Origin of the sequence: Pseudomonas sp. NY15356 (genome assembly GCF_048068175.1) — a bacterium.
In the GTDB taxonomy this organism is placed as follows: Bacteria; Pseudomonadota; Gammaproteobacteria; order Pseudomonadales; family Pseudomonadaceae; genus Aquipseudomonas; species Aquipseudomonas putida_K.
The window spans coordinates 1-23,170 of the sequence record NZ_JBLUPW010000004.1 but is presented as its reverse complement, the minus strand read 5'-3'; the positions used below and the strand labels follow the sequence as shown (position 1 = coordinate 23,170).

18 protein-coding genes and 2 pseudogenes are annotated in these 23,170 nt (G+C 64.8%); 10 read left to right on the top strand and 10 right to left on the bottom strand.

What is annotated here, in order from left to right; all coding sequences use genetic code 11:
• The first annotated feature begins 31 nt into the window (after window positions 1–31).
• The 4 genes from ACNFCI_RS05170 to ACNFCI_RS05155 all read left to right on the top strand — a co-directional run bounded on the left by ACNFCI_RS05170 (window position 32) and on the right by ACNFCI_RS05155 (window position 3,367).
• Window positions 32–1,054 (top strand): alpha-ketoacid dehydrogenase subunit beta, encoded by a 1,023-nt coding sequence (locus ACNFCI_RS05170; protein WP_084858997.1) that lies wholly within the window; start codon window positions 32–34, stop codon window positions 1,052–1,054.
• On the top strand, window positions 1,051–2,157 hold the full coding sequence (locus ACNFCI_RS05165; RefSeq protein ID WP_416767538.1) for an acetoin dehydrogenase dihydrolipoyllysine-residue acetyltransferase subunit: 1,107 nt from the start codon (window positions 1,051–1,053) through the stop codon (window positions 2,155–2,157). Before ACNFCI_RS05170 ends, ACNFCI_RS05165 begins: the two co-directional genes overlap by 4 nt.
• Before the next feature lie 169 nt (window positions 2,158–2,326).
• Window positions 2,327–2,713, top strand: coding sequence for a VOC family protein (locus ACNFCI_RS05160; protein WP_084858999.1), 387 nt, complete (start codon window positions 2,327–2,329; stop codon window positions 2,711–2,713).
• 84 nt (window positions 2,714–2,797) lie between these two features.
• Window positions 2,798–3,367: a hypothetical protein gene (locus tag ACNFCI_RS05155; protein ID WP_084859000.1), complete on the top strand. Its 570-nt coding sequence runs from the start codon at window positions 2,798–2,800 to the stop codon at window positions 3,365–3,367.
• Between the two features lie 193 nt (window positions 3,368–3,560).
• Here the strand turns inward: ACNFCI_RS05155 and ACNFCI_RS05150 are convergent, their stop codons facing one another.
• From ACNFCI_RS05150 to ACNFCI_RS05115, 8 genes and pseudogenes are all read right to left on the bottom strand, one after another.
• Window positions 3,561–5,240: an MFS transporter gene (locus tag ACNFCI_RS05150; protein ID WP_368829020.1), complete on the bottom strand. Its 1,680-nt coding sequence runs from the start codon at window positions 5,238–5,240 to the stop codon at window positions 3,561–3,563.
• A gap of 221 nt (window positions 5,241–5,461) precedes the next feature.
• Window positions 5,462–6,130, bottom strand: a complete 669-nt coding sequence (locus ACNFCI_RS05145) for a phosphoribosyltransferase (RefSeq protein ID WP_084859002.1) — start codon at window positions 6,128–6,130, stop codon at window positions 5,462–5,464.
• Between the two features lie 4 nt (window positions 6,131–6,134).
• A complete protein-coding gene (locus tag ACNFCI_RS05140; protein ID WP_368829019.1) occupies window positions 6,135–7,469 on the bottom strand; it encodes an erythromycin esterase family protein in 1,335 nt (444 codons plus the stop codon).
• A 69-nt stretch (window positions 7,470–7,538) separates the two neighbouring features.
• The gene (locus ACNFCI_RS05135; RefSeq protein WP_253249382.1) at window positions 7,539–8,186 is read right to left on the bottom strand and encodes a DUF2238 domain-containing protein; all 648 of its coding nucleotides are present in this window, start codon (window positions 8,184–8,186) and stop codon (window positions 7,539–7,541) included.
• Between the two features lie 594 nt (window positions 8,187–8,780).
• Window positions 8,781–8,885: pseudogene (locus ACNFCI_RS05130) on the bottom strand (helix-turn-helix domain-containing protein); the annotation flags it as partial.
• A gap of 814 nt (window positions 8,886–9,699) precedes the next feature.
• On the bottom strand, window positions 9,700–10,128 hold the full coding sequence (locus tag ACNFCI_RS05125; protein WP_368829444.1) for a VOC family protein: 429 nt from the start codon (window positions 10,126–10,128) through the stop codon (window positions 9,700–9,702).
• Window positions 10,129–10,215: 87 nt separating this feature from the next.
• On the bottom strand, window positions 10,216–11,142 hold the full coding sequence (locus tag ACNFCI_RS05120) for an alpha/beta fold hydrolase (RefSeq protein WP_084859005.1): 927 nt from the start codon (window positions 11,140–11,142) through the stop codon (window positions 10,216–10,218).
• Between the two features lie 179 nt (window positions 11,143–11,321).
• Window positions 11,322–13,826, bottom strand: coding sequence for a UvrD-helicase domain-containing protein (locus ACNFCI_RS05115; RefSeq protein WP_368829443.1), 2,505 nt, complete (start codon window positions 13,824–13,826; stop codon window positions 11,322–11,324).
• 185 nt (window positions 13,827–14,011) lie between these two features.
• On the opposite strand from ACNFCI_RS05115, the gene ACNFCI_RS05110 reads away from it, so the two are divergent.
• On the top strand, window positions 14,012–14,710 hold the full coding sequence (locus tag ACNFCI_RS05110; RefSeq protein ID WP_368829442.1) for a pirin family protein: 699 nt from the start codon (window positions 14,012–14,014) through the stop codon (window positions 14,708–14,710).
• A 43-nt stretch (window positions 14,711–14,753) separates the two neighbouring features.
• Here the strand turns inward: ACNFCI_RS05110 and ACNFCI_RS05105 are convergent, their stop codons facing one another.
• Window positions 14,754–15,629, bottom strand: a complete 876-nt coding sequence (locus tag ACNFCI_RS05105; RefSeq protein WP_368829441.1) for an alpha/beta fold hydrolase — start codon at window positions 15,627–15,629, stop codon at window positions 14,754–14,756.
• A gap of 21 nt (window positions 15,630–15,650) precedes the next feature.
• On the bottom strand, window positions 15,651–16,271 hold the full coding sequence (locus ACNFCI_RS05100; protein WP_084859009.1) for a LysE family translocator: 621 nt from the start codon (window positions 16,269–16,271) through the stop codon (window positions 15,651–15,653).
• A gap of 145 nt (window positions 16,272–16,416) precedes the next feature.
• On the opposite strand from ACNFCI_RS05100, the gene ACNFCI_RS05095 reads away from it, so the two are divergent.
• The 5 genes and pseudogenes from ACNFCI_RS05095 to ACNFCI_RS05075 form a co-directional block, all read left to right on the top strand.
• Window positions 16,417–16,899, top strand: a complete 483-nt coding sequence (locus ACNFCI_RS05095) for a GNAT family N-acetyltransferase (protein ID WP_084859010.1) — start codon at window positions 16,417–16,419, stop codon at window positions 16,897–16,899.
• 177 nt (window positions 16,900–17,076) lie between these two features.
• On the top strand, window positions 17,077–18,318 hold the full coding sequence (gene mexE / locus ACNFCI_RS05090) for a multidrug efflux RND transporter periplasmic adaptor subunit MexE (protein ID WP_084859011.1): 1,242 nt from the start codon (window positions 17,077–17,079) through the stop codon (window positions 18,316–18,318).
• A gap of 12 nt (window positions 18,319–18,330) precedes the next feature.
• Window positions 18,331–21,510, top strand: coding sequence for an efflux RND transporter permease subunit (locus tag ACNFCI_RS05085; protein ID WP_368829440.1), 3,180 nt, complete (start codon window positions 18,331–18,333; stop codon window positions 21,508–21,510).
• Window positions 21,507–22,934 carry an efflux transporter outer membrane subunit gene (locus ACNFCI_RS05080; protein WP_416767532.1) on the top strand — a complete coding sequence of 476 codons (1,428 nt, stop codon included), beginning with the start codon at window positions 21,507–21,509 and terminating at the stop codon, window positions 22,932–22,934. The genes ACNFCI_RS05085 and ACNFCI_RS05080 overlap by 4 nt, the downstream gene beginning before the upstream one ends.
• A gap of 20 nt (window positions 22,935–22,954) precedes the next feature.
• Window positions 22,955–23,170 (top strand): annotated as a pseudogene (locus ACNFCI_RS05075) (IS256 family transposase); the annotation flags it as partial.

Genomic DNA, 23,170 nt, shown 5'->3' with positions numbered 1-23,170 from the left:
GCCGGACAACAAGAACAACAGGAGAACCACCATGGCAAGAAAGATCAGCTATCAGCAGGCCATCAACGAAGCCCTGGCCCAGGAAATGCACCGTGACCCCAGCGTGTTCATCATTGGCGAGGACGTTGCCGGCGGCGCCGGGGCGCCAGGCGAGGACGATGCCTGGGGCGGCGTGCTCGGGGTCACCAAGGGCCTCTATCATCAGTTCCCCGGCCGCGTGCTCGATGCGCCGCTGTCCGAAATCGGCTATGTGGGCGCCGCCGTCGGCGCCGCGACCCAAGGCCTGCGCCCGGTGTGCGAACTGATGTTCGTCGACTTCGCCGGCTGCTGCCTGGACCAGATCCTCAACCAGGCGGCCAAGTTCCGCTACATGTTCGGTGGCAAGGCCGTCACCCCGCTGGTGATGCGCACCATGTACGGCGCCGGCCTACGCGCCGCGGCCCAGCATTCGCAGATGCTCACTTCGCTGTGGACGCATATCCCGGGCCTGAAGGTGGTGTGCCCCTCCTCGCCCTACGATGCCAAGGGCCTGTTGATCCAGGCGATCCGCGACAACGACCCGGTGATCTTCTGTGAGCACAAGCTGCTCTACGGCATGCAGGGCGAAGTGCCCGAGGAGCTCTACAGCGTGCCTTTCGGCGAGGCCAACTTCCTGCGCGACGGCGACGACGTGACCCTGGTGACCTATGGGCGCATGGTCCACGTGGCCATGGAAGCTGCTGCCAACCTCGCCCGCCAGGGTATCGACTGCGAAGTGTTGGACCTGCGCACCACCAGCCCGATGGACGAAGACAGCATCCTCGAGAGCGTGGAGAAGACCGGCCGGCTGGTGGTGATCGACGAAGCCAACCCGCGCTGCTCGATGGCCACCGACATCAGCGCCCTGGTCGCGCAGAAGGCCTTTGGCGCCCTCAAGGGTCCGATCGAGATGGTCACCGCGCCCCATACGCCGGTGCCGTTCTCCGATGCGCTGGAAGACCTGTACATCCCCGATGCGGCGAAAATCGAGGCCGCCGTGCGCAAGGTGATCGAAGCCGCAAGGAGCGCCGCATGAGCCAGATCCATACCCTGACCATGCCCAAGTGGGGCCTGTCGATGACCGAGGGCCGGGTGGACGCCTGGCTCAAGGAAGAAGGCGACGCAATCGCCAAAGGCGACGAAGTGCTGGACGTGGAGACCGACAAGATCAGCAGCAGCGTCGAGGCCCCCTTCAGCGGCGTGCTGCGCCGCCTGGTGGCGCGCCCCGACGAGACCCTGCCGGTGGGCGCCCTGCTCGCCGTGGTGGTGGAAGGCGAGGCCGACGATGCCGAAATCGATGCAGTGGTACAGCGCTTCCAGGCCGAGTTCGTCGCCCAGGAGGGTGCCGAGCAGGCCCAGGGCCCAGTACCGCAGAAGGCCGAAATAGCCGGCCGCCTGCTACGCTGGTTCGAACTCGGCGAAGGCGGCACGCCCTTGGTGCTGGTACATGGTTTCGGTGGCGACCTCAACAACTGGCTGTTCAACCACCCGGCCCTGGCCGTGGAGCGTCGAGTCATCGCCCTGGACCTGCCCGGCCACGGCGAGTCGGCCAAGGCCCTGCAACGGGGCGATCTGGATGAACTGAGCGAAGCGGTGCTGGCCTTGCTCGACCATTTGCAGATCCCTCAGGCCCACCTGGTCGGCCACTCCATGGGCGGCGCGGTGAGCCTGAACCTGACGCGCCTGGCCCCCCAACGGGTGGCCAGCCTGGGCCTGGTGGCCAGCGCGGGCCTCGGCGAGGCGATCAATGGGCGCTATCTGCAAGGTTTCGTCGAGGCCGGCAACCGCAACGCGCTCAAGCCGCAGATGAGCCAGCTGTTCGCCGACCCGGGCCTGGTCACCCGGCAGATGCTCGACGACATGCTCAAGTTCAAGCGCCTGGAGGGCGTGGACAACGCCTTGCGCCAGCTGGCCACGGCCATCGCCGACGGCGACCGGCAACGGCACGATCTGCGCGGTGTACTCGGCAACGTCCCGGTGATGGTGATCTGGGGCGCTGAGGACGCAATCATTCCAGCCAGCCATGCCCAAGGGCTGGAGGCCGAGTCAAAAGTGATACCTGGCGTCGGGCACATGGTGCAGATGGAGGCGGCCGAGCAGGTGAACCAGCATCTGCTGGCGCTCCTGCGCAAACACTGACCACCAGAGCGGGTTGACCCGCGGCCGGGCTGGCCCTACCAGCGCGGCCGCACGGCAAGGGCTTCGCCCTTGATCGCGGGACAACCCCGCCTCCACACGCCGCACAGGGTGGTGAACATACGTATTACGTCTTTACTTGCAGGTAACCGCCTGCAGAACGGACGTGCCTATGAAAATCGTGATCACCAGCATCCTGGTCGACGACCAGGCCAAGGCCCTGGCCTTCTATCACTATGTGCTGGGCTTCGAGCCCAAGCACGATATCCCCATGGGCCAGCACCGCTGGCTGACCCTCACCTCGCCCAACGACCCCAACGGTGTGGAGCTGCTGCTCGAACCTGATGCCCACCCCGCCGCCAGGACCTACAAGGCCGCTCTCAAGGCCGATGGCATCCCCGCCACCTCGTTCGGCGTGCGCGACATCCAGGCCGAATACACCCGCCTGTGCGCGGCGGGCGTACGCTTCACCCAGCCGCCGACCGCCATGGGGCCGGTGACCGTGGCGGTGTTCGACGACACCTGCGGCAACCTGATCCAGATCGCCCAGCGCCACTGAGCACAGCGCCCGGAGTGAATGTCGCCAAGCCTTCCGCTAAAGTGCCGATTCCTGCAACAAGCGCAGCCATAACAAGGAAAACCCATGCGCTACGAATTCAGCGAAGTACTCAACGACCTGGTCGACTATTTCATCCTCGGCGATATCCAGTTGCTACAACGCTACAAAGAAGAACACGACCTGCCTGATGACCTGGCCGGGGCGTTCACCAGCAGCGATGTCGGTGACCAGGCGGTGTTCGACGGCATCGTCCTGCCGCTGGCTGGGGTCGAGAACCTGCCCTACCGGATCATCTTCAGCCTCGACGAGGCTACCCCCGCCCTGCTCGCCCCCGGCAGCCGCCTGAAGCACCGCCGTCCGGGCTATGTACTGCAAGTGCAGCACCGCGCGCTGATGCTGTTCACCTGGCGCATCCTGCAGCACTTCACCCATAAGGCCCTGGGTGATCTGCTGGTGCGCTACCAGCAACCGGGCCGGCCGATTATCGAACTGGACAACGGTTGGTACCGGGTCGAGGTGCTTGCCGGGGCAGTGCTGCGCGACGGGCTGTACGAGCCGGCGTTCGAGTTCGTGCTGAACAAGACCCACAGCCGGGGCGATTGCGCGGGCGTCGACATCGGCTATCGCTATGCCTTGCGGGGTTGTTTCGACTAGGTGATAACCCGTTGTCGCGGGCTCTGCAGGAGCGGCGGTCCGACCGGCCCCGCGATCAACAGCAAGCCCTTGCCGGGCAACGGCGATATCGGACCCGCCCTGATCGCGGGACAAGCCCGCTCCCACAGGCCATTGTTGTCGCGAGCCCCTGTGGGTGCCGGCTTGCCCCGCGATGGCTGCGCAGCAGCCCCGCTCATGCATGATGGATATCGCGGTCCTTGGTCTCGGGCAGGAAGAAGATCCCCAGTACCGCCGTCATCACCGCGATGACGATCGGGTACCACAACCCGTAGTAGATATCCCCCGTGGCTGCCACCATGGCGAACGCCACGGTCGGCAGGAAACCGCCGAACCAGCCATTGCCGATGTGGTACGGCAACGACATGGAGGTATAGCGGATACGCGCCGGGAACAGCTCGACCAGCCAGGCCGCGATCGGGCCGTAGACCATGGTCACGTAGATCACCAGAAGGGTCAGCAACAGCAACACCATCGGGTAATGGATCTTCGCCGGGTCGGCCTTCTCCGGGTAACCTGCCTCCTTGAGTGCAGTGCCCAGAGTCGTGGTGAAGGCGTCGCCCTGTGCCTTGAAGTCCGCCGCAGCCAGCCCGGCCCCTTCGAAGCTTGGGATCACCCGGTCACCGATGCGGACCTGCGCCACGCTGCCGGGTTCGGCATCTTCATTGGAATAGGGAATCGCACGCTTGGCCAACAGGCTCTTGGCGATGTCGCAGGAGCTGGTGAAGCGCGCCTTGCCTACCGGGTCGAACTGGAACGCACATTGGTCGGGGTCGGCGACCACCACCACCGGGTTCTGCTCCTGGGCCACGAATACATCCGGGTTGCCGTACTCGGTCAGCGCCTTGAAGATCGGGAAGTAGGTCAGCGCAGCGATGATGCAGCCGGCCATGATGATCTTCTTGCGCCCGATGCGGTCCGAGAGGCTGCCGAACAGCACGAAGAACGGTGTACCGATCAACAGGGAACCGGCAATCAGCAGGTTGGCGGCCTGGGGGTCGATCTTGAGCATCTGCAGCAGGAAGAACAGTGCATAGAACTGCCCGGTGTACCACACCACCGCCTGCCCCGCGGTACCGCCGAGCAATGACATGATCACGACCTTGAGGTTGTCCCAACGGGCGAACGACTCGGTCAACGGCGCCTTGGACGCCTTGCCCTCGGCCTTCATCTTCATGAACACCGGCGACTCGTTGAGCTGCAGGCGGATGTACACCGAAATCGCCAGCAGCAGAATCGACAACACGAACGGGATGCGCCAGCCCCAGGCCTCGAAGGCCTCCGGCCCGAGCGCCGTGCGGCAGGCCATGATCACCAGCAGCGACAGGAACAGCCCGAGGGTGGCAGTGGTCTGGATCCACGAGGTGAAGAAACCTCGCTTGCCCTTGGGTGCGTGCTCGGCCACATAGGTCGCTGCACCGCCGTATTCGCCGCCCAGGGCCAGGCCTTGCAGCAGGCGCAGGCTGATGAGGATGATCGGCGCCGCCACACCGATGCTCGCGTAGCTGGGCAGCACGCCGACCACGGCCGTGGACAGGCCCATGATGACGATGGTGATCAGGAAGGTGTGCTTGCGCCCGATCATGTCGCCCAGGCGGCCGAACACGATGGCGCCGAACGGGCGCACAGCAAAGCCTGCAGCGAAGGCCAGCAAGGCGAAGATGAAGGAGGTGGTTTCGTTGACCCCAGCGAAGAAGTGCTTGGCGATGATCGCGGCCAGGGAGCCGTAGAGGTAGAAGTCATACCATTCGAACACGGTGCCCAGGGATGAGGCGAAGATCACCTTGCGCTCCTCCCGGGTGATGCCGCGCTGGGGCGCACTGCTGCCTGTGGACGTGCTGTCGATAACCGCCATGGGTTGCCTCCGTCTATGAGCTATAGGCCGAAGGTGCCCCGCACTACCATTCACCAATGCACCCAGGCCGTGGGTTGTGCACGATTGCGCGAAGCACGACAGGACGAGCCGCCCAGGATCGCAGCAAGGTCTGTTGAAGAATAATCGGCTTTGCCCGGATAGCCATGCAAACCCGACCACGCGCCTTGACAAGCGACATGGTCGGGACACCATGGGACCGCTCAGCCCATCCTGCTGGCCGCCAGCAGCCGCACCACTTCGTCATCGCTGGTCTGCTCGAACCGGTCATAGTGCAGCCCCACCGCACGAAACGGCTCGGGCATTTCCAGGCATACCAGCTCATCGACCAGGGGGCGCAGCATCGCCACCGCTTCCCGCGCGCCCACCGGGGCAGCGAACAGCAAGCGCGACGGCCCGATGGCGGCCAGGGCCAGCAAGGCGGCACGGGCAGTGCTGCCGGTGGCGACGCCATCGTCCACCAACACCACCTCACGGCCCGACACATCAGGGGCTGGGCGATCCCCGCAGTAGGCCCGGCGGCGCCGCTGGATCTCCAGCAGTTGCCGATCACGCTCGGCGTCGAACCAATCCTGGGAGGCGCCGAACAGCGCCATCATCGCCTGGTCGGCCACGCAGTAAGGCGGGTTGCCCTCGGCCACGGCACCGACGGCGAACTCCTCGTTGCCCGGTGCGCCGATCTTGCGCACCAGCACCAGGTCCAGTGGCGCAGCCAACGCCTTGGCCACTTCATAGGCGACCGGCACGCCGCCACGGGGCAAGGCGAGCACTAGCGGCTGGCCTTGTACCCGCGACTTGAGCGCCTGGGCCAGGGCGCGCCCGGCCTGGCGACGGTCTTTGAACACAGGGTGCTGGGAAAAATAGGTATTCATGGCATCAGACTCCGAACGGGAAGGTGTCTTCCTCGTGGCTGGCGCTCTCGGGCACCGGCAGCGGCGTGACGGCAGCGGTCTGCTCGATCCACACCAGGGCATCGAACTGGTCGGCCAGCGACGCCTCGAAATAATGGCTCTGGCGCTCGGTGGCCGGGCGGTAGATGACGCCGATGGCACGCTCGAGCAAAGGTTCGGCCAGGGCCTCGCGCAATGCCTGCGTGCCCTCCCCGCGCCAGTCGGTCAACGAGGCCGCGATGCCGGCATCGAGGAAACGGCGTTCCCAGCTGTCCGGGCGTGACGGCAGGACCTGCTTGATCCGCACCGGGGCATCCCAGTCATCGGCGGCTGCCACCTGGCCACGGTCGGTGCTCATGCCGATCAACACCGCATCCTGCCCGAAGGCGGTGCGGCACAGCTGACCCAGGTTGAGCTCGCCGCGCCAGCCCATCTGGGTGGCGGCAGCATTGCCGATATGGGAATTGTGCGCCCACACCACCGCCTTGGCTCCCTCGCCGCGATGGGCGAGCAAGGCCCGCAGGGTGTCGAACATATGGGTGTCGCGCAGGTTCCAGGAGGCCGCCGAGCCGCGGTACATGGCCCGGTAGTACTGTTCGGCAGCCCGCACCACACGGGCGTTCTGGGTAGCGTTGAAGAAGGCTTCGCCATCATGGGCCAGGCGCGCCAGGCGTTCGACCAGCAAGCTGTTGAGCTGCTGCACCACCGCATCCTCGCATGGCACCTGGCCACCGCGCTCGACGAAGTGCCCATACAAGGCTGGGTCGTCCTGCCATGGGGTCAGGCACCCATAGCGCTGGCGGGCCTCTCGCGCCAGCTCGGTGTCGGTGCGGTCCAAGTAGGCCAGCACTTCGGCCATGGAGTTGCGCAGGCTGTAGATGTCCAGGCCACGGAACTCGATACGCGCCTCGCTTGCCAAGGGCTGGTTGTGGCCATGCAGCCAGTGGATGAACTCGCGCACCTCGACGTTGCGCCACATCCAGCTGGGAAAGCGCGCGAACGCCGGGTCGCGGGTGGGCGCGGTCCCCAGGCCCCGCACCTTGCGATCGAGCTGGCCGGCATCGGGCCAGTCGGCCTCCACCGCGACGATGGTGAAGCCGTGCCGCTCCACCAGCCGTCGGGTGATGGCGGCCCGAGCCCGGTAGAACTCCCGGGTGCCGTGGCTGGCCTCACCGATCAGCACGACCTTGGCGTCGGCATAGCGGTCGAACAGCTCGCCGAACAGTGGCGCATCGATGTTCGGCAGCGGCTCGCCATGGCGGCGCAGCAGCGTCAGCAACGCATGGTCGGCAGCTTCCCGAGTCTTGGCGGGGGCAGGCATGGGCACCTCCTCTGGATCGTCTTCCGATATGTCGGGAGACGCCAGGTCGGCGCGGGATGTTCCTCGGCATTACCTGGGCGGTCGAGCACCCCGCAATGCGCCCCACGCAAGACTGGCCAGCGCCCCGCCAAGCGCCAGCGCCATGTCCTTCTGCGCATCCCAGGGGTCGCGCTGGGTGGCGACGAAAGCCCGGGCCGTGTCGGTGCCCACATATTGGCCACCGACCCATTCGATCAGTTCGTACAACGCCGAAGTGGCCAGCACCAGGTTCAACGCCAGAAAGGCGAGCCAAGCCCCACGCAGGGGCGTCAGACGCCATAGCGTTTCGCGCAGCGGCCGATAGAACAGCAGGCCGTAGCTCAGGTGGACCAAACGATCGTACTGGTTGCGTTGCCAGCCCATGGTCGCGTTCAACGACTGGTCGAACAGGCTCTGCCACCAACGGTTGTAGGGCACTTCGGCGTAGGTGTAGTGCGCCCCCAGTTCATGCACGGCCAGTAACAGCAGGATAGCCAGGTAGGCCTGCCATGACAGGCGCAACCAGCGCCAACCGACGACCAAGGCCAGTATCAGGGCCAGCGGGACGAGGTTCTCCATCAGCCAGTCGGCGCGGTGGCGGGGCATGATGCCGGACGCCAGCACCGTGGCCATGGCCAATACCAGCAAGGTCACGGCCTGGGAGGGTGTGGCGTGTGGGGCAAGGGACTGTCGGGCCACGATGATGATCTCGTTGGGCTGTCTTTGCTTAGAGTCATCTCGTTATAGGTGTTCTGCTTGATCGGTGGATCTGTAGGAAATATTCCAGATCTTCGGCCTTTTACCCGTAACTAGCGCTGCTCGTGGGGCAGCTTGCCGGCGATTGATCATGCCTAACATCAGCGTTTGACAAAAAGTGACCCGCCGTAAGGGCGGAAAGGTGATTCAGCGTCGCCCTCGCCAACGGACTGTTCGCTTAAATCAATACCAACGATTCCAGATTCAACAAACACCGAGCGCATGGGAACCGCGAAAACTCCATTCGCCATGGAGGCGCTGACTCACCTTTTCGCCTTTACGGCGACCTACTTTTGCTCTTGGGCAAAAGTAGGCAAAAACCGCTGGCTCCTGCATCCGGCCCCTGCGCTGCGCTCCGGGGTTCCCTCGCTCCGGCATTACTCCCGGTGGGGCGCGGCGAAGGGCCATCCATGGCCCTGCGCCGCTTGCCGGGCATCCATGCCCGGCACCCACCTCCGTAATGCCTCCACTCGGCCGCCTGACGTCGCGTTTGGCGGCGCCTGGGCTATCGCGTCAGAAAAAAGCTCTCTCATGGATCTACAGCTTCATTCTGGGCATTTCGATACGGTGCTCATGCACCCGCCGATACAGGGTCGCACGGGAGATGCCAAGCGCCCGCGCCGCCTCCGCCGGCTTCCAGCGAAACGGGGTACGGCTTGGAGCTCGCTTGTTCTCTCCTGCTCTTGGTCTTGCTTGTGATACGCGATAGCCCAGGCGCCGCCAAACGCGACTTCAGGAGGCCGAGCGAAAGCCTTGCGCAGGTGGGTGCCAGGCATGGATGCCTGGCAAGCGGCGCAGGGCCATGGATGGCCCTTCGCCGCGCCCCGCCGGAGCAAGGCTGGAGCGAGGGAACCCCGGAGCGAAGCGCAGGGGCCGGATGCAGGAGCCAGCGTTTTTTGGTTACTTTTTGTCGCGTTTGACAAAAAGTGACCCGCCGTAAGGGCGGAAAGGTGATTCAGCGTCGCCATCGCAAACGGACTGTTCGCTTAAATCAATACCAACGATTCCAGGTTCAACAAACATCGAGTGCATTGGAATCGCGAAAACTCCATACGCCATGGCGGCGCTGATTCACCTTTTCGCCTTTACGGCGACCTACTTTTGCTCTTGGGCAAAAGTAGGCAAAAACCGCTGGCTCCTGCATCCGGCCCCTGCGCTGCGCTCCGGGGTTCCCTCGCTCCGGCATTACTCCCGGTGGGGCGCGGCGAAGGGCCATCCATGGCCCTGCGCCGCTTGCCGGGCATCCATGCCCGGCATCCACCTCCGTAATGCCTCCACTCGGCCGCCTGACGTCGCGTTTGGCGGCGCCTGGACTATCGCGCATCGCAAGCAAGAGCAAAGGCATCCTCTTACAAAACTTGATAACCAATTGATTTCGCGGGGTATTTGGGAGGCACCGCTGCGCAAGACCTCAGGAGCAGCACCCGATTACCGTCGCCTGGCAAGGACTTGGCCCTTATCGCGGGCCAAGCTCACAGGACACCGGCCCCTTGAGCTCGACCTGGTTGCCGTCGGGGTCGAAGCAATACAGCGAGGGCCCCTCGCCCTCGGCGCCATAACGTTTCTCCGCAGGCTCCACGGTGACCCCGGCCGCTTGCAGGTAGCCGATCAGCGCAGGCGCGTTGAAAGGTTCGATGCGCAGGCAGAAGTGATGCAGGTTATGCCCCTGCCCGCTCGGCGCCGGCCCGCCTGGGCGCCCTAGCGGCCCATCGAGGCTCACCAGGTCGATCATCGACGTGCCTGCCGCCAGGTGCACCATGCCCAGGTCTTCCCGGGTTCGGCTCACCTGGCAACCGAGCAGGTCACGGTAGAAGGCGATGCTGCGGTCCAGGTCATGGACCCGCAGGACGATATGATCGATATGCTGGATGACGAACGGTGGCATGCCGCAGCTCCTTTGGGCGACCTGGGAAAAGGTACCTGGGCAACATAGCCCATCCCAAGGTGCACCGACAGCCCCCGTTTCGCGCGGCTACTCGTTGACCAGACGCTGCAACTGGCCATGGTCATGGGTGGCCAGCACCCGCAGGATCAGGTCGACCAGGGTGCGGTCCGGGCCTTCGAGATGGAAGTGGTGCCCTCCCGGATGCCAGGTGACCCGGGCGTGGCCAGGCAGAGCCCCCTGTCGAGGCTCGAAACCGTCCCCGGCGAAGGCGCCCTGGCGCCCGAGCATCAGGTACAGCGGGCAGGCGATCTGCCTGAGCAGGTCGCAGGCTTCACGCTCGGTCAAGGGCATGGGTTCGGGCAGCACCAGGCGCGGGTCGTGGCGCCAGCAATAGCCCTCGCCCACCTGCAACAGGTCGCGCTGGGCCAACAGCCGTGCGGCCTCGGCGGACAAATTGCCATCGAGCCGGTTGCGCCGTTGCGCGAGCGCGGTATCCAGGTCATCGAACTGGCTCCCACCAGGCTCGGCAAAACCTTGCAGACGGCTGCGCCGGACCATGCGCTTGAGGCGATAGGCCCGGGCCAGGTGCGCCACACGATCATCCTCGGCGACCGTGAACGGCGCCCCCATACCATCGAGAAAGACCATACTGGCGATGCTGCTGGTCAGTGCCGCCAGCAGCGAGGCGATACCGGTGCCCATGCCGTGGGCCAGGACATGAAAATGCCCTAGGCCCAGGCTGTCGACCACGGCCAGCATGTCTTCGGCGTGTTCCCACAGGTAATAGCCGCTGTCGTCGCGGCGATGGTCGGAACGGCCGTGGCCGGCAAGGTCCGGTGCGACCACGAAGCACCCGTCGAGCAAGGGCGCCAACCGGTCGAATGAAGCGGCGTTGTCCAACCAGCCGTGCAACGCGAGCACCGGAATGCCATCTTCCGGCCCCCAGCAACGCACGGCAATCTCGACGCCATCGAGGTCTAGCAGGTGATCCTTGGGACTGCACTGCGAACGCATGAACTCTCTCCCTTGGCTATGGCCTGGCGCCAGCGCACAGGCCGGTAGCCTACCTTCGCCCAGCCAAGCCTGCCCCGCTGGCCCCTCACCGACGGCAACGTGTGCGACACCGACCCTTCGGCGTCATTGCCTGCATCGACCTGCGTGACCGCTCAATGGCAACGCTTTGATGCGCACGCTCACTGACCGCGCAGGTCTTCGAAAAACGCGTGCCGGCCAACCACCTGGCCGGACGCGCGAGGCGCACCCGCCGACTCGCCGTTGGCGGCCTCCACATGCCAATAGCAGTGCCTGACCGCACGGGTCACCGCGACATAGGCCAGGCGCTGCACTTCTTCCTTCTGCGCCGTGTCGAATGCCTGGGCATCACCGGCACGCCCCAGGCCCGCCATGCGGTACGCCTGGTTCTTGTAGGGTGAACTGGTCAGGTACTGGCAATCGCCGAGCATGAACACCGCGTCGGCCTGCAGGCCCTTGGCGCTGTGGTAGGTCAGCTGGCGCAGCCGGCGCTGCTCGGGCGGCAAGCTGGAGTCCGCCTTGTACACCGCTGACAAATGCTGATCCATCAATGACTTATCGGAGCTTTTTCGAAACAGCATCATGACCGTTTCGCCCCGTTGGTAGTGTTCCATCAAGGTCTTGGCCAAGGCGGCCTCGTCGCGCTCGAAGACTTTCACCGGCGACAGCGGCAGCTCGGCAGCCAGGCCGCTGGCCTTGGCCTTCTTGCCTGCGATAGCCTGTGCGCCTTTTACCAGGTGTTCGGCGGCATCGATGATGTGCTGCTGGCTGCGATAGTTTTCCACCAGCATTACCCGGGTATTGGCCGGCGACGGGAAGGCCTTGGTGAATTCCATGAAGTATTTCGGGGAGCTGCCCCGCCAACCGTAGATCGACTGCCAGTCGTCGCCCACACACATCAGCGAACTGTGCCCGGCGTTACGCCCGGTGTGCATGGCCGGGCCGCGCCTGCGGATCTCGGCCAGGCTCGCCCGCAACCAGCTGACGATCTGCGGCGAGACGTCCTGGAACTCGTCGATCATCAGGTGCGCCAGCGGGCGCAGCAGCGGGTCGGGCAAAAGGCGCAGGTTCTCCGGGTTGTTCTCGCCGAACAGCGCGAACATGCGGTTGTAGGTCATGACCGGTGGCGATTGCGCCAGCAGGTGCGCTTCCAAGGCCTTCCAGTAGAGCGCCAACGCTTCGAAGAACAACGCATCGCTGTCACCCGGCGGGAAGCTCATGCCGGCCACGGCGCTGTTCACCTCCAGGCCAAGGTTCTCGATGAAGCTGGCGGCACTGACAAACGCGTCGAGCAATGGCGCCGGCGCCAGTTCGCCCTTGACCTTGTACTCGAAGCCCGGGCCCGCGACGGCATCCCCAGCCAAGGTGGCGGCAAGGCGCTTGGCTGCCGAATAGTTTTCCAGCCATATCAAAGGTTTGTCGCAGAAAGCCTGGAACAGGGTGCGCTTTACCGCCCATTCGGCACGAACCCCAAGCTTGGCGCCTGGGCGCTGGTACTGCGCGCTTTCGGACGGGTCGAAACCCAGCACCACCCAGGCATCCAGCCCTTCGAGGCGGCCATGCACGTGGAAGCGGCTGCCGCGGATCTGCACGGTATCGCGGCACGGCTCGATGCCCTTGATCGGCCAGGCGCCGGCGGCGAACCACAAGTCCTCGATCACGTCGCACAGTTCTTCATCGCGCTGGGCAGCCAGTTGGGTCACCTGCACACGCTTCTGCACGTCGGGGTGGTCCGGGTCCAGGGGTTTGAGCTGCAGGGCTTCGCGTCGCAACGCGCCGATCAGTTCGGCGAAGCGTGGGTTGCCTTGCAGCAGGTCGCGATAGCACAGGTTCAGCTGCTGACGCTGGGCGTCATTCAAACGCAGGTCGAACGGGTTGCCCTCGGCGTTGGCTTCGCCACCAGCAGGCAGGTCCTGCCCCAGGGTCTCGAATGCCCGCAGTTGACCGAAGCCCGGCAGGCTGCGCACAAGCGGCAGAATGCGCGAATGGAAGGTACGCACCAGTTCGCGGGCCTGGGCGGGATGCAGATCGAGCTGCCAGAGTGCGAATACCTGCACCAGGCGCTTGATGAAGTCTTTGCGCGATTCGCGGGTGAAGGTCACCACCGTCATGGCATCGAGCTCGTAGCCCAGGTAATGGCGCAACAGCAGGATGCGCAGCACCAACGAGGTCGACTTGCCTGCGCCTGCGCCGGCCACCACGCAGGTGGACGGGGTATCGCTGAAGATCAGCTTCCATTGCGCGGCGCTGGGCTGGGCCTCGGCAGGCAGGCGCTGGGCGACATCGGCCTTGAAGCGCTTTTTCAATTCGGCGGTCAGCGGTAGGCGCCAGTCGTCGAACAGCTTGTCGTCCTGGCCAGGTACCCCAGCGGCGTCGGGACGGACATCGCGGATCACCAGCACCTGACGCCCGGCTTCGTAGCCTTCGACCCGGCCACGCTCGTAGCCTTCGCGCATGCCATCGGCATGGCCGCTACGCTGGCCGGTCGCATGGCCGAGGAACCAAGAATCGCGGTGCTGCGCTTGCAGGCGGGTCAGGCCGCGGCCCAGCAGGCGGGCGGCCAAGCGGCGGAACCAGGGCAGTTGGGCCGGCGGCGCCAGGTCCGCAGGGGCTTGGGGATGCTCGTGAGGCACGGTCACTCCGTTGAATATTGAATCAACGGGCATGTTCGCCCCATCTGGGAAAAATCGCCAGCGAATGCTTGCAGATCAGTGGATTAGGCGATGAATCGCAGGCTTTACCCAAAGAACACAAATCTAATTAATAGATCAAAACAAGCCGATATTTACGCTTATTTTCGATCTTTGTTTGGCGCATCATGGCTCCATCAACCGATTCAAGGAGCACGACCATGCTGCAACTGCGTCCGTTCGAAAGCCTGGGCCATGCCAATCACGGCTGGCTCGATGCCCACCACCACTTCTCGTTCGCCGAGTACTACGACCCGGCGCGCATGAGTTGGGGCAACCTGCGCGTCTGGAACGACGACCTGATCGCCGCCGGCGGAGGCTTCCCGCCACACCCGCACCGGGACATGGAAATCATCACCTACGTCCGTGAAGGCGCGATCACCCACCAGGACAGCCTGGGCAACAAAGGCCGCACCGAGGCCGGCGACGTCCAGGTAATGAGCGCAGGCACCGGCATCGTGCACAGCGAATACAACCTGGAAAAGGTCGACACGCGGATCTTCCAGATCTGGATCATGCCTGAGCGGGTCGGCGACGCACCGTCCTGGGGCACCCGGCCCTTCCCCAAGGGCGAGCGCGGTGAAGGCTTCGTGACCCTGGCCAGCGGCCGGACCGGCGATGAAGACAGCCTGCGCATCCGCACCGATGCGCGCCTGGTGGCTGCAACCCTGCGTGCTGGCGAAAGCGCCGAATACCGCTTCGACGCGGGGCGCCGGGGTTATCTGGTGCCTGCCAAGGGGCTGGTGGAGGTCAATGGCCTGCGAGCCAAAGCCCGGGATGGCGTGGCCATCGAGCAGGAGCAGGTGTTGCAGGTAACGGCCGTCGAGGACAGCGAGATCGTCCTGGTCGATGTGGCCTGATCTGGCCTGGCCCGGTCGCGTTCCTACAGCACATGCAAACTTGTCAGTGGGCGAGCAGCCAGGTCACCACCTGCTGCGCCGCCCCCGCCGGATCCTCCTGCATGAAGCAATGCCCCCCGGGCACCTGCCGAGCGCTCACATAGGGGTTGAGCGCGGCCAGCCGCTGTACCGAATGGGGGACGAACGGATAGGTATGCTCGCCATACAGGATGGACGTCGGCACCTTGATCTGCAGAAGGTGGGTCCACATCCGCTCGGGGAACGAACTGAAGATCTCCGCTTCCCGGCTGGGCCGGCACTTGAGCACCACCCCTTCTCCGCACTCCCCAACGGCATGCTCCACATAGGCCTGCAATGCTGCCTCGCTCCAGCCCTTGAAGATGCCCCGGCCTTGCAGCGATGCCGTGACCGCCTCGCGGTCGGGCCAATGGCTGCGCCGGGTCGCGGCCTTGCGTGCCAAGGTGTGACGGCGGTGCAGCCCGACCAGTGCAGCCACGCCCATCACGCCGAGCATACGTCGGCTGAACAATACTGGGTCGAGCAGCATGGCGCGGCTGAACAGGTGCGGCTCGCTGGCCAGGATCAACCCCGTCAGCACACCGCCAAAGCTATGGCCCAGCGCAACACGCGGCACGTCCCCATACTCGCCCCGCCCGGCCTCGAACGCCTCGACCGCCAGCTCGGCGCTGCGGTTCCAGCCCCGGAAGGGCCCACCATGGTCGCTGTCGCCATGGCCTTGCACATCACTGAGCCACAGGTCGAAGTGCTCGCCCAGCGTCATCAGCATGGGCTGGTAGGCCAGGCTGCAGAACCCGTTGCCATGCAGGAAATGCAGCAACGGCCGCCCGCTGGCCGGTGACCGCCAGCCACGCAAGGTGAAACCTTCGGAGCTTTCATGGGACCAGGGAATCAACTGCATCGCTTTGCTGTACTCATCGGTCTAGGAAAAAGACGATTCTACAAACAGCAGCGGGTACAACGAAATCACCAACAACAGGGCCATCAGGACATTGAACAGCATCAACCAGCGCGGGTTCTGCAGGAAGTTGCGCAAGGCACTGCCGAACATCACCCAGATACCGACGCTGGGCAGGTTGACCAGGGCGAACAAGGCGGCGATGACGATCACGTTGAGCACATAGCCCTGGGCAGGCGTGTAGGTGGTGATCGCCCCCACCGCCATCACCCAGGCCTTGGGGTTGACCCACTGGAATGCCGCCGCCCCCCAGAAGCCCAGCGGCTTGCCTGCGCCCTTGGTATCGCCGGACATCGGCCCGGAGGTGGCGATCTTCCAGGCCAGGTACAACAGGTACGCCGCACCGACGTAGCGCAGGAGGGTGTACAGCGGCGGCCAAGCCTTGAACAGCTCGCCCAGGCCGAAGCCCACCGCCAGCACCATCACCATGAAGCCGATGCTGATACCCAGGGCATGAGGAATGGAGCGGCGCACACCGAAGTTGACCCCCGAGGCGAGCAGCATGGTGTTGTTCGGCCCTGGCGTAATCGAGGAGACGAAGGCAAAGAGCACGAAGGCGGAGAGCAGATCGATGGATCCAAGCATGGTGGGCTTCCACAAGGGGTTGTTGTGTTGTCACACTAGCGGAGCGATTTTCCTTGCGACCCGTACAGTTACGTTAAATTGCACCGATACACATGACTGTATCGGTCCGAAGCGCCCTGCCCTGCACCTTCAAGGATGCCCGACCATGAGCCTGACCATTCGCCCCGCCGTACGCGCCGACGCTGCGCAGATCCTTGCCTTCATCACCGAGCTTGCCGATTACGAGCGCGCCCGCCATGAAGTGGTGGCGAGCCTCGCCGATATCGAACGCACCCTGTTCGATGAAGGCAGCACCGTGCACAGCCTGATCTGCGAACGCGATGGCCAGGCCATCGGCTTTGCCGTGTATTTCTACAGCTATTCCACCTGGCTGGGCCGTAATGGCATCTACCTGGAAGACCTGTACATCACCCCAGAGCAACGTGGCGACGGTGCCGGCCGCCAATTGCTGCGGCACATCGCCCGCGAGGCCGTGGCCAAGGGCTGCGGACGCCTGGAGTGGAGCGTGCTGGACTGGAACGAGCCGGCGATTCGCTTCTACGACGCCTTGAAGGCCGAACCCCAGAATGAGTGGATTCGCTACCGTCTCGATGGTGAGCGGTTGGCGCAATTTGCCGCACAGGCCTGAAGGCCCTGGGGCCGCGTCGCGGCCCCCTGTCGGGATACTTGGCTTTCATGTGTCCTGATCGATGACGCCGCCCTACCTATCATTCCGCTTGATAATAACCTTCGCCCCGTTCGATTCGTTCCTCGCGCGCAAGACTCGCAGAATCCGCCCACTATCCAATTATTGGCGGAGTTCTCCATGGAACAATCATTCAAACCCTTGCGCTTTCCGCTCGCTGCATTGGCAGTGATGGTGATCGCCGCGTGTGGCAGAGCCCCGGAAGCCGTGCAGGCGCCCGCCGCACCCAAGGTCAGCGTGGCCAAGGTGATCGAGCAGCCGATCAACGAATGGGACGAGTTCACCGGTCGCCTGGAAGCCCCGGAAACCGTCGAGGTGCGCCCACGCGTGTCGGGCCAGATCGACCGGGTGGCCTTCACCGAAGGCGCCCAGGTCAACAAGGGCGACCTGCTGTTCCAGATCGACCCACGCCCCTTCCAGGCCGAAGTCCGTCGTCTGGAGGCCCAACTGCAACAAGCCAAGGCCACCGCCATCCGCAGCGCCAACGAAGCGCGCCGCGGCGAACGCCTGCGCGACAGCAACGCCATCTCCGCCGAACTGGCCGAATCGCGCAGCAGCGCCGCTGCCGAAGCCCGCGCCGGGGTCGATGCGATCCAGGCCCAGCTCGACCTGGCCCGCCTTAACCTGAGCTTCACCCGGGTCACCGCACCGATCAGCGGGCGGGTCAGCCGTGCCCAGTTCACCGCCGGCAACATTGTCACCGCCGATGTCACTCCGCTGACTTCGGTGGTGTCCACCGACAAGGTCTACGCCTACTTCGACGCCGACGAGCGCGTGTACCTCAAGTACACCCAATTGGCCCGCGAAGGCCAGCGCGGCCAGAGCACCCCGGTGTACCTGGGGCTGACCAACGAAACCGGCAACCCGCACCTGGGCCAGATGAACTTCGTCGACAACCAGGTCAACCCGCGCACCGGCACCATCCGTGGCCGCGCCGTGTTCGACAACCGCGACGGCCGCTTCACCCCCGGCCTGTACGCACGCCTGAAGCTGGTCGGCAGCGCCAAATATGACGCGGTGCTGATCAACGACGAAGCCGTGGGTACCGACCTTGGCAAGAAGTTCGTGCTGGTCATGGACAAGGACAACAAGGCTGCCTACCGCGCCGTGGAGCTGGGGCCTAAGCTCGAAGGCCTGCGCATCGTGCGCAGCGGCCTGAGCAAGGATGACCGCATCGTGGTCAAGGGCCTGCAGCGCGTACGCCCAGGCTCCCCGGTAACGCCCGAGGAAACCCCGATGGCCAGCGAAGAGACCCTCGCCACCCTGGCTCGCCAGCGCCAGGCCCTGGAGGCCAGCAACCCGACCCCGACGGTGGCCGGTTCCAACGACAAAGTCGCCAGTGCCCAAGCACCTCGCGGTTAAGGATCGATGCCGATGAACTTCTCCAAATTCTTCATCACACGGCCGATCTTCGCCGCCGTGCTGTCGCTGGTGTTGCTGATCGCAGGCTCCATCGCGCTGTTCCAGCTGCCGATCAGCGAATACCCCGAAGTGGTGCCGCCCACCGTGGTGGTGCGCGCCAACTTCCCCGGCGCCAACCCCAAGGTGATCGGCGAAACCGTGGCCGCGCCCCTCGAGCAGGCCATCACCGGCGTCGAGAACATGCTGTACATGTCCTCGCAGTCGACCGCTGACGGCAAGCTGACCCTGACCATCACCTTCGCCCTGGGCACCGACCTGGACAATGCTCAGGTACAGGTGCAGAACCGCGTGACCCGCACCCAGCCCAAGCTGCCAGAGGAAGTGACGCGCATCGGGATCACCGTCGACAAGGCCTCGCCCGACCTGACCATGGTCGTGCACCTGACCTCGCCGGACAACCGCTACGACATGCTCTACCTCTCCAACTACGCCATCCTCAACATCAAGGATGAGCTGGCACGCCTGGGTGGCGTGGGCGATGTGCAGCTGTTCGGCATGGGCGACTACTCCCTGCGGGTATGGCTGGATCCGAACAAGACCGCCTCGCGCAACTTGACCGCCAGCGACGTGGTGGCGGCCATCCGTGAACAGAACCGCCAGGTCGCCGCCGGCCAGCTGGGTGCCCCGCCCGCCCCAGGCTCGACCAGCTTCCAGCTGTCGATCAACACCCAGGGCCGCCTGGTCAACGAGGAAGAGTTCGAGAACATCATCATCCGCGCCGGCGACAACGGCGAGATCACGCGTCTGAAGGACATCGCCCGGGTCGAGCTGGGTTCGAGCCAGTACGCCCTGCGTTCGCTGCTCAACAACCAGCCGGCGGTGGCGATCCCGATCTTCCAGCGCCCAGGCTCCAATGCCATCGAGATCTCCGACGAAGTGCGGGCGAAGATGGCCGAGCTGAAGAAGGACTTCCCCGAGGGCATGGACTACAGCATCGTCTATGACCCGACCGTGTTCGTGCGCGGCTCCATCGAGGCGGTAGTGCATACCCTGTTCGAAGCCCTGGTACTCGTTGTCCTGGTGGTGATCCTGTTCCTGCAGACCTGGCGTGCCTCGATCATCCCGCTGATGGCCGTGCCGGTGTCGTTGATCGGTACCTTTGCGGTGATGCACCTGTTCGGCTTCTCGCTCAATGCGCTGTCGCTGTTCGGCCTGGTGCTGGCCATCGGCATCGTGGTGGACGACGCCATCGTCGTGGTGGAGAACGTCGAGCGCAACATCGGCCTGGGCCTCCAGCCGCTGGAGGCGACGCAGAAGGCCATGAGCGAAGTGACCGGGCCGATCATCGCCACGGCCCTGGTGCTGTGCGCGGTGTTCGTACCTGCAGCATTCATCTCCGGGTTGACCGGGCAGTTCTACAAGCAGTTCGCCCTGACCATCGCCATCTCCACCGTGATCTCGGCGTTCAACTCCCTGACCCTGTCGCCGGCCCTGGCTGCGGTATTGCTCAAGGATCACCACGCGCCCAAGGACCGTTTCTCGCTGCTGCTGGAAAAACTCCTGGGCAGCTGGCTGTTCGCCCCGTTCAACCGCTTCTTCGACCGCGCCAGCCATGGTTACGTCGGCGGCGTACGCCGGGTCATCCGCTCCAGCGGCATCGCGCTGTTCGTCTATGCAGGGCTGATGGGCCTGACCTACCTGGGCTTCTCGTCCACCCCGACCGGTTTCGTGCCGGCCCAGGACAAGCAGTACCTGGTAGCCTTCGCCCAACTGCCGGACGCAGCCAGCCTCGACCGCACCGAAGCGGTGATCAAGAAGATGAGCGAAATCGCCCTGGAGCAACCTGGCGTGGCCGACTCGGTGGCCTTCCCGGGCCTGTCGATCAACGGCTTCACCAACAGCCCCAACAGCGGCATCGTGTTCACCCCGCTCAAGCCGTTCGACGAACGCAAGGACCCAAGCCAGTCGGCGGCAGCCATCGCGGCGGCGCTGAACGCCAAGTTCGCTGACATCCAAGACGCCTACATCGCGATCTTCCCGCCGCCGCCCGTGCAGGGCCTGGGCACCATCGGCGGCTTCCGCCTGCAGATCGAGGACCGTGGCAACCTGGGTTACGAAGCGCTGTACAAGGAAACCCAGAACATCATCGCCAAGAGCCATGACGTGCCGGAGCTGGCAGGCCTGTTCACCAGCTACCAGGTCAACGTGCCTCAGGTCGATGCCGCCATCGACCGGGAGAAGGCCAAGACCCACGGCGTGGCCATCAACGACATCTTCGAGACGCTGCAGATCTACCTGGGCTCGCTGTACACCAACGACTTCAACCGCTTTGGCCGCACCTACCAGGTCAACGTCCAGGCCGAGCAGCAGTTCCGCCTCGACGCCGAGCAGATCGGCCAGTTGAAGGTGCGCAACAACGTGGGCGAGATGATCCCGCTGGCGACCTTCCTCAAGGTCAGCGACACCTCCGGCCCCGACCGGGTGATGCACTACAACGGCTTCATCACCGCCGAAATCAACGGTGGTGCAGCGCCGGGCTACAGCTCTGGCCAGGCCGAAGCCGCCATGGAGAAACTGCTCAAGCAGGAGTTGCCCAACGGCATGACCTTCGAATGGACCGACCTGACCTACCAGCAGATCCTGGCAGGCAACACGGCACTGTTCGTCTTCCCGCTGTGCGTGCTGCTGGCCTTCCTGGTGCTGGCGGCCCAGTACGAAAGCTGGAGCCTGCCGCTGGCGGTGATCCTGATCGTGCCGATGACCCTGCTGTCGGCCATCACCGGCGTGATCATCTCCGGCGGTGACAACAACATCTTCACCCAGATCGGCTTGATCGTTCTGGTGGGCCTGGCATGCAAGAACGCCATCCTCATCGTCGAGTTCGCCAAGGACAAACAGGCCGAGGGCCTCGACCCGCTCGCTGCAGTGCTGGAAGCCTGCCGCCTGCGCCTGCGGCCGATCCTGATGACCTCGATCGCCTTCATCATGGGGGTGGTGCCGCTGGTGTTCTCCTCCGGTGCCGGTGCCGAGATGCGCCATGCCATGGGCGTGGCGGTGTTCAGCGGGATGATCGGCGTGACGGTGTTCGGCCTGTTCCTGACCCCGGTGTTCTTCTTCCTGATCCGCCGTTTCGTCGAACGTCGCCAGGCCCGCAAGGCCGAGCGCACGCCCTCGCTGGAGAGCCATGCATGAACCTGCTCAAACCCCTGACCCCGAGCTTGCTGGCACTGGCCCTGGCGGCTTGCGCGGTGGGCCCGGACTACCAGGCACCGCAGACCGAGCCTGCGCACATCGATACCCAGGCACCGGCCAAGGCCTTCGACCGTAGCCGCTTCGAAAGCGTGTGGTGGAAGCAGTTCGACGACCCGGTCCTTAACCAGCTGGTGCAAACCTCGCTGGACGGCAACCGCGACCTGCGCGTGGCCTTCGCCCGGCTCAAGGCGGCCCGGGCGATCCGCGAGGATGCGCAGAACGACCAGTTGCCAGTGGTCACCAGCCGCGCCAGCAGCGAGATCGGCAAAGGCCAGATCCCCGGCCAGACCGAGCGCCGAGTTAACAGCGAACGCTATGACCTGGGCCTGGACATGGCCTGGGAGCTGGACCTGTTCGGTCGCATACAGCGGCAGATCGAGGCCAGCCAGGCGCAGGAGGCCGCTGCGGCGGCCGACCTGCAGCAGTTGCAGGTCAGCCTGATCGCAGAACTGGTCGATGCCTACGGCCAGCTACGCGGTGCCCAGCTGCGCGAGCAGATCGCCCTGGCCAACCTCAAGACCCAGCAGGAGTCGCGCAGCATCACCGAGACGTTGCGCGATGCCGGCGTGGGCAACGAGCTGGACGTGGTACGCGCCGACGCCCGCCTTGCCGCGGTAGAGGCGACGGTGCCGCAATTGCAGGCCGAACAGGTGCGGGCGCGCAACCGGATCGCCACCCTGCTTGGCCAACGGCCGGATGCATTGAGTGTCGACCTCTCGCCCAAGGCGCTGCCGGCCATCGCCAAGGCATTGCCGGTGGGCGATCCGGGCGAACTGCTGCGCCGACGTCCGGACATTCGCAGCGCCGAACGCCAGTTGGCTGCGGCCACGGCGAATGTGGGGGTGGCCACGGCCGACCTGTTCCCACGGGTGAGCCTGAGCGGGTTCCTGGGCTTTACCGCCGCGCGCGGTTCGCAGATCGGCTCGTCGGCGGCCAATGCCTGGGCGCTGGGCCCGAGCATCACCTGGGCGGCATTCGACCTGGGCAGCGTGCGGGCTCGCCTACGCGGGGCCAAGGCCGATGCCGAAGGGGCTTTGGCCAACTATGAACAGCAGGTCTTGCTGGCGCTGGAAGAATCCTCCAATGCCTTCAGCGACTACGGCAAGCGCCAGCAACGCTTGTTGGCCTTGATGCGCCAGAGCGAAGCGAGCCGCAAAGCAGCCGACCTGGCGTCGGTTCGCTACCGGGAAGGCACGGTGGACTACCTGGTGCTGCTCGATGCCGAGCGCGAGCGGCTGAGCGCCGAGGATGCGCAGGCACAGGGCGAGGTCGAGCTGTACCAGGGCATCGTGGCGATCTACAAGGCCCTGGGCGGTGGCTGGCAGCCGGAGGGAGGGTGTCAGAAATTTTGTGTTCGGGCATAACATGAGTAAGAGGTGCATGTATGCCAACCAAAAAGAAACCCCTGCGTGACCTGCCTAAAATCCCCAAAGAGCTGCTGGAGCAGTTCGGTGAGGGCCTGATGACTGCAGAGGCTATCGAGGATGCGTCTGCGGCGTTCAAGAAGGCCTTGATCGAGCGCGCCCTGCATGCCGAGCTCGGCCACCACCTGGGTTATCCGCCGGGCGCGCAGCGCCCAGAGGATGAAACCAATCAACGT

Excerpts from the sequence above, each read along its gene's own strand:
- ACNFCI_RS05170 (WP_084858997.1), top strand. The coding sequence starts at position 32 with ATGGCAAGAAAGATCAGCTATCAGCAGGCCATCAACGAAGCCCTGGCC.
- ACNFCI_RS05165 (WP_416767538.1), top strand. The coding sequence starts at position 1,051 with ATGAGCCAGATCCATACCCTGACCATGCCCAAGTGGGGCCTGTCGATG.
- ACNFCI_RS05160 (WP_084858999.1), top strand. The coding sequence starts at position 2,327 with ATGAAAATCGTGATCACCAGCATCCTGGTCGACGACCAGGCCAAGGCC.
- ACNFCI_RS05155 (WP_084859000.1), top strand. The coding sequence starts at position 2,798 with ATGCGCTACGAATTCAGCGAAGTACTCAACGACCTGGTCGACTATTTC.
- ACNFCI_RS05150 (WP_368829020.1), bottom strand. The coding sequence starts at position 5,240 with ATGGCGGTTATCGACAGCACGTCCACAGGCAGCAGTGCGCCCCAGCGC.
- ACNFCI_RS05145 (WP_084859002.1), bottom strand. The coding sequence starts at position 6,130 with ATGAATACCTATTTTTCCCAGCACCCTGTGTTCAAAGACCGTCGCCAG.
- ACNFCI_RS05140 (WP_368829019.1), bottom strand. The coding sequence starts at position 7,469 with ATGCCTGCCCCCGCCAAGACTCGGGAAGCTGCCGACCATGCGTTGCTG.
- ACNFCI_RS05125 (WP_368829444.1), bottom strand. The coding sequence starts at position 10,128 with ATGCCACCGTTCGTCATCCAGCATATCGATCATATCGTCCTGCGGGTC.
- ACNFCI_RS05120 (WP_084859005.1), bottom strand. The coding sequence starts at position 11,142 with ATGCGTTCGCAGTGCAGTCCCAAGGATCACCTGCTAGACCTCGATGGC.
- ACNFCI_RS05115 (WP_368829443.1), bottom strand. The coding sequence starts at position 13,826 with ATGCCCGTTGATTCAATATTCAACGGAGTGACCGTGCCTCACGAGCAT.
- ACNFCI_RS05110 (WP_368829442.1), top strand. The coding sequence starts at position 14,012 with ATGCTGCAACTGCGTCCGTTCGAAAGCCTGGGCCATGCCAATCACGGC.
- ACNFCI_RS05105 (WP_368829441.1), bottom strand. The coding sequence starts at position 15,629 with ATGCAGTTGATTCCCTGGTCCCATGAAAGCTCCGAAGGTTTCACCTTG.
- ACNFCI_RS05100 (WP_084859009.1), bottom strand. The coding sequence starts at position 16,271 with ATGCTTGGATCCATCGATCTGCTCTCCGCCTTCGTGCTCTTTGCCTTC.
- ACNFCI_RS05095 (WP_084859010.1), top strand. The coding sequence starts at position 16,417 with ATGAGCCTGACCATTCGCCCCGCCGTACGCGCCGACGCTGCGCAGATC.
- mexE (WP_084859011.1), top strand. The coding sequence starts at position 17,077 with ATGGAACAATCATTCAAACCCTTGCGCTTTCCGCTCGCTGCATTGGCA.
- ACNFCI_RS05085 (WP_368829440.1), top strand. The coding sequence starts at position 18,331 with ATGAACTTCTCCAAATTCTTCATCACACGGCCGATCTTCGCCGCCGTG.
- ACNFCI_RS05080 (WP_416767532.1), top strand. The coding sequence starts at position 21,507 with ATGAACCTGCTCAAACCCCTGACCCCGAGCTTGCTGGCACTGGCCCTG.